Genomic DNA, 6,045 nt, shown 5'->3' with positions numbered 1-6,045 from the left:
GAAGATACAATCATGACTAGTTTTTGTTGGGACGGGATCTATGATCTCATCCCTTTTTTCTTATTGGCAAGTCCTCCCACAACATCTGGATGCGCCCGGGCGAGCCCAAAAGAACGGTTCCCCGTGCAGCTCATCTTTGTCGATAGTCATGGCATCACCCAGGCTGAGCGTGTAGGCTACGTCTCACCCGAATCCGCAATTCAGCACAGCCTAGCGCAGCAGTTGCAGCAGCCTGGTCAGAAGTTGAGCATCTCTGCCCCTACCGTCACCAGTCGAGTGCCTTGGGCTCAGCAGAACGACACTGACCTGCTTTTTGAGGAAGCCAATAGATATATCGAATCAGCGATCGCACCACCAGCAGGGTACGCGCCAGCAGCACATCGGCAGGAGATGGCAGTCGCCCTCTGGCGGCAGGCCGATGGTCGGCATATTGTGATGAAGCAGTTTCCCGATATCTTGAGCGATCGCTTAGCCCAGGTGCCTGAGATTCAGGTTGGTCGGCTGCAAGTCTCGGCGGCGGCTGGCCAGCGGCTAGTCGAGCAGAGCCCGCATACCATTCAGTTTGGCAAAGAGGCTTTTATGACGAAGACCGGAGATAGCGTCACCTTGCCCTCAGTCTCTGTGATGCAGCCTGACGGAGGTCGCTTTCTGATTGGTGCGGTGGCCGCTCGCTCGATTGCGCTGCCAGCGGGTTCAACCTACATGGCTGCATTTTCTAGGAACTCAGGCAGCGATCGCGTTGTCGATATGCAGGTGATGGACTTGCCCATCGTAGAGCAGACCCAGGCCGAAGTAGCGGCGTTCTCAGAGGGGCGATCTCATCTGACGTTCGACTATGAACCTCATACTGCCTACGGTGTCCGCGAAGGCGATATCGTCATTGCTCAAGCAGAGCAAGGCGGTGAGCCGGTTGCCCTGCGCGTTGGCGGACAGCATCGGATTGATGAGAGGCTAGCGGCGCAGGCAGGGGCTGCTCAGCGATGGGCGGAGGTGGAGAAGGCTGCACCTCCGCCCATCGCTGAGCAATTGGCCGCAGCCCGGAGTGAAGGCAAGGAGCTGTGGGGACTGAATGTTGAACCGTTGGGAAGCTATCGCCAAGGGCAGATTACGCCTTTTTCAATGCCTGAGCAAAGTCAACAAGTGGTTACTCAAACTGCTCCTCAAACAGAACAAGCGCCTTCTAGCGTCAACCAGGAGCCGCCAGCAAAGCCCGTTTCTCTTCAGCTATATGAACGCTACAGCAGTCAGAATAGCGGTGTTCTATCGGCAGTGGCAGCAGGTAACTCGCAACTTCAACAGCGGTTAGATAGTTCTATGGCCGAAAGCGCGATCGCCGATGGTCACGCTACAGAAGCTGTCCAGGACGCGATCGCTCAGCATAGCCCCGCAGCTCAGAGGAGCGGCCAGCCAAAGACTTACGCTAAGAACGTGGTCAGGTACCTGCCTGACCACACAGATAAAACGCCCGATTCCACGTCGAAAAAACGCGCTCAGGCTCAGGGTCGGAACCCGTCTAAACGAGCGAAGGCGAAAGACAATGGGATGGGGTACTAGCAGAGTCGTGCTATCAGGAAGGCGATTCCCTTGGAAGGCTGCGCCATCGCATTCTCTTTTTTCCAAGGACAACGGAGGTTGGCCCTTTCCTAAATTGCGCGTTCCTGTTGCTCAGATCGAGTTCTAATGCCCGGTCATAGTCGGCGATCACATCCTCATATCGCCCCAGCACTCGCCGCTGGGATGTCCTGATGAGGTAACCATTCGCGTTTTCACTAGCAAGATGCTATCCAGCAGCTATCTTGTAGCGGTCAACCGCAAAGCCTTTTAGAAGGAATTAAACTAGACGAGTGTGATTCCCGAAGACCAAAACCCATGCTTCAAAACTCCCAAATTATTAGCGCATCTCCTGAGATCATGGGTGGCACTCCAGTTTTTTCGGGAACGAGGGTGCCTGTACAGACGTTTCTCGACTATCTCAAAGCAGGTGAATCGATCAACGACTTTTTAGATGGGTTTCCAACTGTGACGAAGCAGCAGGTTGTCTCCTTTCTTGACGAGGCTGGAAAACAGCTGGCGAGTACGGTGGCATAGCATGAAACTTCTGCTAGACGAATGTATCGACCGCAGACTTGCCAGAGAACTGACTGACCATGAGGTGAAAACAGTTCCGCAGATGGGATGGGCAGGCGTTAAGAATGGCCAACTGCTTACCCTTGCAGCCGCAGCATTCGATGTTTTCATCACGGTTGATCGCAATCTATCGTTCCAACAAAATCTGCCACAGTTTGATATTGCGGTCATCGTTCTACAAGCACCCTCCAATCGCTTGGCGGATCTGAAGCCCTTGGTACCCAGTGTTCTAGCGAGCTTAGCGACCGTAGTAAAGGGGCAAGCTATGGTAATCGGCACATGAAGGCAGTCGAAGGGGTTGCTCACTTTGCCTTTGCCTACTCAGGCACCTCGATATGAAAGTTACAGGTCTTCAGCCCAGCTTCGACGCAAGCCTGTAGCTCCTCCTGGTTCCAGCGCTCTAAGTCAGCCCAGGTCGATTTGCTATCTCTGAGGCCATGTTCAACGACCCTGTTTATCGGTCGCTAGGAATCTTCAAACTCCATGAAGAACTCGGTATGTCGGTGTGTAAAGGGATTGTTAGGGAAGTTTAGAGGCTATCAGGTAAGATTTAACCCTCCGTCTGAAATTAAAATCTCACCCGTAAGATAGTGACTCGCAACCAGCATCGAAGCCACCTGTGCAATCTCTTCTGGCTGCGCTCCCCGTCCCATTGGCGATCGCTCCTCCCAGAGCTTTCGTGCTGCTGTCCAATTCTTACTCATCGGTGTTTCAACTAAACCCGGCGCAATCGCATTCACACGAATCAAAGGCGCAAGACTCAAGGCAAGTAGCTTTGTCGTATGGTTTAGAGCAGCTTTACTGGCAGAATATGGAATTGAGGCTCCTTTCGGGCGAATCCCAGCATGAGAACTAATATTGAGAATGCAGCTAGGACATTTACGACTGGATGACTGGCGTAGTGCGGTTTCAGCCTCTGTAATGAGTGTCCAAGGTGCAATGACGTTGACTTCATACAGGTTTCGCCAGACCTCTGGTGTGGCTTCCTTAAGCGATGTATGTGGAATTGTCGCGCTAATCCCTGCATTATTTACCAATACATCTAATCGCCTGTGATGCGATAAAACTTTAGCAATCAAATTACGAGACTGGTTTTGATCGGACAAGTCAGCTTGAAAATAAGATGCACCGGGATACACTTCCGCTAATGACTGCCCAACTGACACCGATGACTTGGAATGAAAAGCAACCGCGAATCCATCTTCGGCAAGTCGCTTTGCGATCGCCATGCCAATCCCAGATGTTGAACCAGTGACAAGCGCAACTCTATTTTTGCCTCTATCTTCATTCACAATCCTACACTCCTCATTTTCCTTAAGTTTGATTTTGCCTAACAGTGAACTTGGGCAGCGATAGATAATTTCTACTCTTGCCAAAAATCTATGTTCTATCTACACCAACTCAGTGTTGACTTGAGTCGAACAAAAGATTAGCCCTAACCGGCTAAGGCAGCTTCTTTTGTTGCCTCCTCGCCAAGACGAGTTGCCGCTGCGCTTATTGCGAGACACCTAAAAAATCTATCGCGGCCAATAGTGCGCCGCCTACAATGAGCAGGCAAGCTAGCCAAACTGTCCGAGTGGGTTCGGCTACACCACAGGCTATCAGCAGAAGGGTAGATAGTAGAGGGGTCGCGTATGAGAGCGTTCCTAAAACCTTGATGTTGCCGTGCTTGACGCCATAGTCCCAGGTGAAAAAGGCCAGTCCGACCGGACCGAGACCAAGGCCCACAATGGCGAGCCATTCTCCACCTGACGGCACTACGGTTGATTCGAATAAAAAGTGACAGAGCCATGCGAGGACAGCGGTTGCCCCACAAAAACCACCTACTGCGTTGGTTGGAATCGAACCGAGTCGGCGTGAGAGTAGCGAATAGCTTGACCAGATCAGGGCACAAAGAAAGGCGGCTAGATAGCCGGTGGTGTAACGAGCATCGAAGGTAATCGTTTGGCCTTTGGTGACTAGGAGGCCGACGCCGATGAATGCAGCAATCGTACCCACACAGTGAAACCATCTCAGCTTTTCATCGGGCAGCAGCGCTGAGAAAAACACAATTAATAACGGCCACAGATAGGCAATCAGGCTAGCTTCGATAGCAGGCGCATGGTTGAGAGCGATGAAATAGAAAAAGTGATAACCGAATAGTCCCATAATGCCCACAGCCCAAACAGCTTTTGGGAGCTTCAGATATCGTAGGGGGTTGCCGCCTGCGTGCCCCCAAGATGCAATACCGATGAGGCAGGCGACGGTGAATGACATTGCTGTTAGCTGAAAAGCGGGCATCGCGCCACTGAATTCAGTCAATAGTGCAAGGGTAGCCCACATCAATATTGCCGAGATGCCAATGAGCGTAGCTTGCCGCTGCTCTGGATTCGATAGCATTGTGAATTGTCTTCCAAATGGATTGCCATCAAAAGCTTATGGGCATCGTTCACGGTTGAGATAGCCAGATTCCAGCAATGAATTCGCTGAATTTCAGATCGTTATTCGATATTCTTGTGGGGTGATGTAGTGGCGCTGGCGAAAAAGGCGAGTCAGTGAAGATGCTCTCTCAAAGCCTACCTGATGAGCGATTTCCCGGATCGACAGATCGGTATGCAGCAGCAGCTTTTTAGCCTGTTGAATTCGCAAATCTTGGATATAGGCTGTGGGGGTTTTGCCAGTCTTCTCTTTAAACCATTCGCTGTAATAAGAGAGGCAGTAGCCCTCAATTTTCGCCAGCTGAGTCACGGTAAGCGGGCTACGGTAGTAGTCGTGAATATGCTGTAGTGAAGGGGGTAAACAAGGCTGAGTGAGTAGGCTACTGATGTAGTCAACCAGAGGTAGAAAGTTGCCGGTTTGCGATCGCTCGGTCTTTGGATTATCGCGGGCTTCAGTCAGCAACAGCGTACGAATCGCTCTCCAGCGGTCGTCTAGCGCAAGGCGAATGCTATTAGCAGCGTTAGACTTTTCTGTTTCGCTGAGCGCTGTCAATGGCGCGATCAAGTGCTGAGGAATATCTAACGTCAAAAACTCGTTGGTGCTGCGGGCGTAGAAATAGTGTGAACAGCTAGCAGGGAGAAAGAAAATAGCGGATTCATCTAACTCAAATTGATGGGTTTGAGTCTGGATGAAGAGAGAGCCTGTCAATGGCAAAATTAGCTGAGCAAAGGCATGCTTGTGAGAGCATCCTTGGGAAGTGTAGGTTCTGTGATCGCAGACAATCGTCTGTAGACTGTCCATAGATTGTAAGAATTCCGGGGAGCGTCAGGCAAATCTCATTCCTAAACGATACATCACGCGGTCTACGAAATGTTCGTAGGCTTTTCTTTAGAACATCTATTGCCCAGGCTGTATCGTAGCTCTTCCAAAAAGGCTGAGATAAGTTTCATAAGCGTAGGCGTGATGTGCTTACCAGGCGTAACTGCTGGATAAGTGCCTAAATGCTGATTGACTGACAAAACATTAGGGGCAAGTCCTGGATCTGCCTGTTGGCGGCGTTTCGGCGATCCAGAGTCATTATACTCATTCATCGCCTGCAACCCTTGTCATGAGACGATTTCAGCTCTTTTTATGCAAACTTTTGTCAGTCAATCATGCCTAAATGTCTGACTTAATACAGCAGCCAGTATGCCGGTATCTAATCACTTCCTTAGCTAAACCGAGTTCGAGAAGCCCTGACTGAAATGCTTCAGCCTGACAGCTGAGATAGGACTTACGCATTGACAGAGCAGGCAGATTATGAGTGGTAGAATAAATCACATCCTCTTAGCCTTCTGGTCAGCATGCGCCAGCGATCAAAACCATCTACAGCCCAGTGTAATAGCCCTCTCTACACCTTATTTCTACTAGCTGAGCCTAAATACGTCAGTTGTGTACGGCTCTCAGAAATCTTGGCAGAGGTAAGCCACGACAGCATCAATCGGTTTTTACTGCGTGAGC

Annotated in this window: 6 protein-coding genes and 1 pseudogene; 4 read left to right on the top strand and 3 right to left on the bottom strand. The window is 50.8% G+C overall.

Translation table 11 applies throughout. The features are described 5' to 3' along the window. Positions 1 to 123 precede the first annotated feature (123 nt). The 3 genes from CKL79_RS21710 to CKL79_RS21700 all read left to right on the top strand — a co-directional run bounded on the left by CKL79_RS21710 (position 124) and on the right by CKL79_RS21700 (position 2,410). Complete coding sequence (locus tag CKL79_RS21710; protein WP_121971616.1) at positions 124 to 1,554, top strand: hypothetical protein; 1,431 nt, start codon at positions 124 to 126, stop codon at positions 1,552 to 1,554. A 315-nt stretch (positions 1,555 to 1,869) separates the two neighbouring features. Next, positions 1,870 to 2,088 (top strand): DUF433 domain-containing protein, encoded by a 219-nt coding sequence (locus tag CKL79_RS21705; RefSeq protein WP_121971615.1) that lies wholly within the window; start codon positions 1,870 to 1,872, stop codon positions 2,086 to 2,088. Between the two features lies 1 nt (position 2,089). Continuing rightward, positions 2,090 to 2,410 carry a DUF5615 family PIN-like protein gene (locus CKL79_RS21700; RefSeq protein WP_121971614.1) on the top strand — a complete coding sequence of 107 codons (321 nt, stop codon included), beginning with the start codon at positions 2,090 to 2,092 and terminating at the stop codon, positions 2,408 to 2,410. A 256-nt stretch (positions 2,411 to 2,666) separates the two neighbouring features. On the opposite strand, the gene CKL79_RS21695 is transcribed toward CKL79_RS21700, so the two are convergent. From CKL79_RS21695 to CKL79_RS21685, 3 genes are all read right to left on the bottom strand, one after another. Then, positions 2,667 to 3,419 (bottom strand): SDR family oxidoreductase, encoded by a 753-nt coding sequence (locus tag CKL79_RS21695; RefSeq protein ID WP_121971617.1) that lies wholly within the window; start codon positions 3,417 to 3,419, stop codon positions 2,667 to 2,669. A gap of 202 nt (positions 3,420 to 3,621) precedes the next feature. After that, positions 3,622 to 4,506, bottom strand: coding sequence for an EamA family transporter (locus tag CKL79_RS21690; RefSeq protein WP_121971613.1), 885 nt, complete (start codon positions 4,504 to 4,506; stop codon positions 3,622 to 3,624). 93 nt (positions 4,507 to 4,599) lie between these two features. Then, positions 4,600 to 5,346, bottom strand: a complete 747-nt coding sequence (locus tag CKL79_RS21685; protein ID WP_121971612.1) for an AraC family transcriptional regulator — start codon at positions 5,344 to 5,346, stop codon at positions 4,600 to 4,602. A gap of 542 nt (positions 5,347 to 5,888) precedes the next feature. Between CKL79_RS21685 and CKL79_RS21680 the strand changes: the two are divergent. Then, a pseudogene (locus tag CKL79_RS21680) lies at positions 5,889 to 6,045 on the top strand (IS701 family transposase); the annotation flags it as partial.

This window comes from Leptolyngbya sp. BC1307, assembly GCF_002286735.1.
In the GTDB taxonomy this organism is placed as follows: domain Bacteria; phylum Cyanobacteriota; class Cyanobacteriia; order Phormidesmidales; family Phormidesmidaceae; genus Phormidesmis.
The sequence above is the reverse complement of the archived record's forward strand: the minus strand, read 5'-3'. Positions and strand labels throughout refer to the sequence as shown.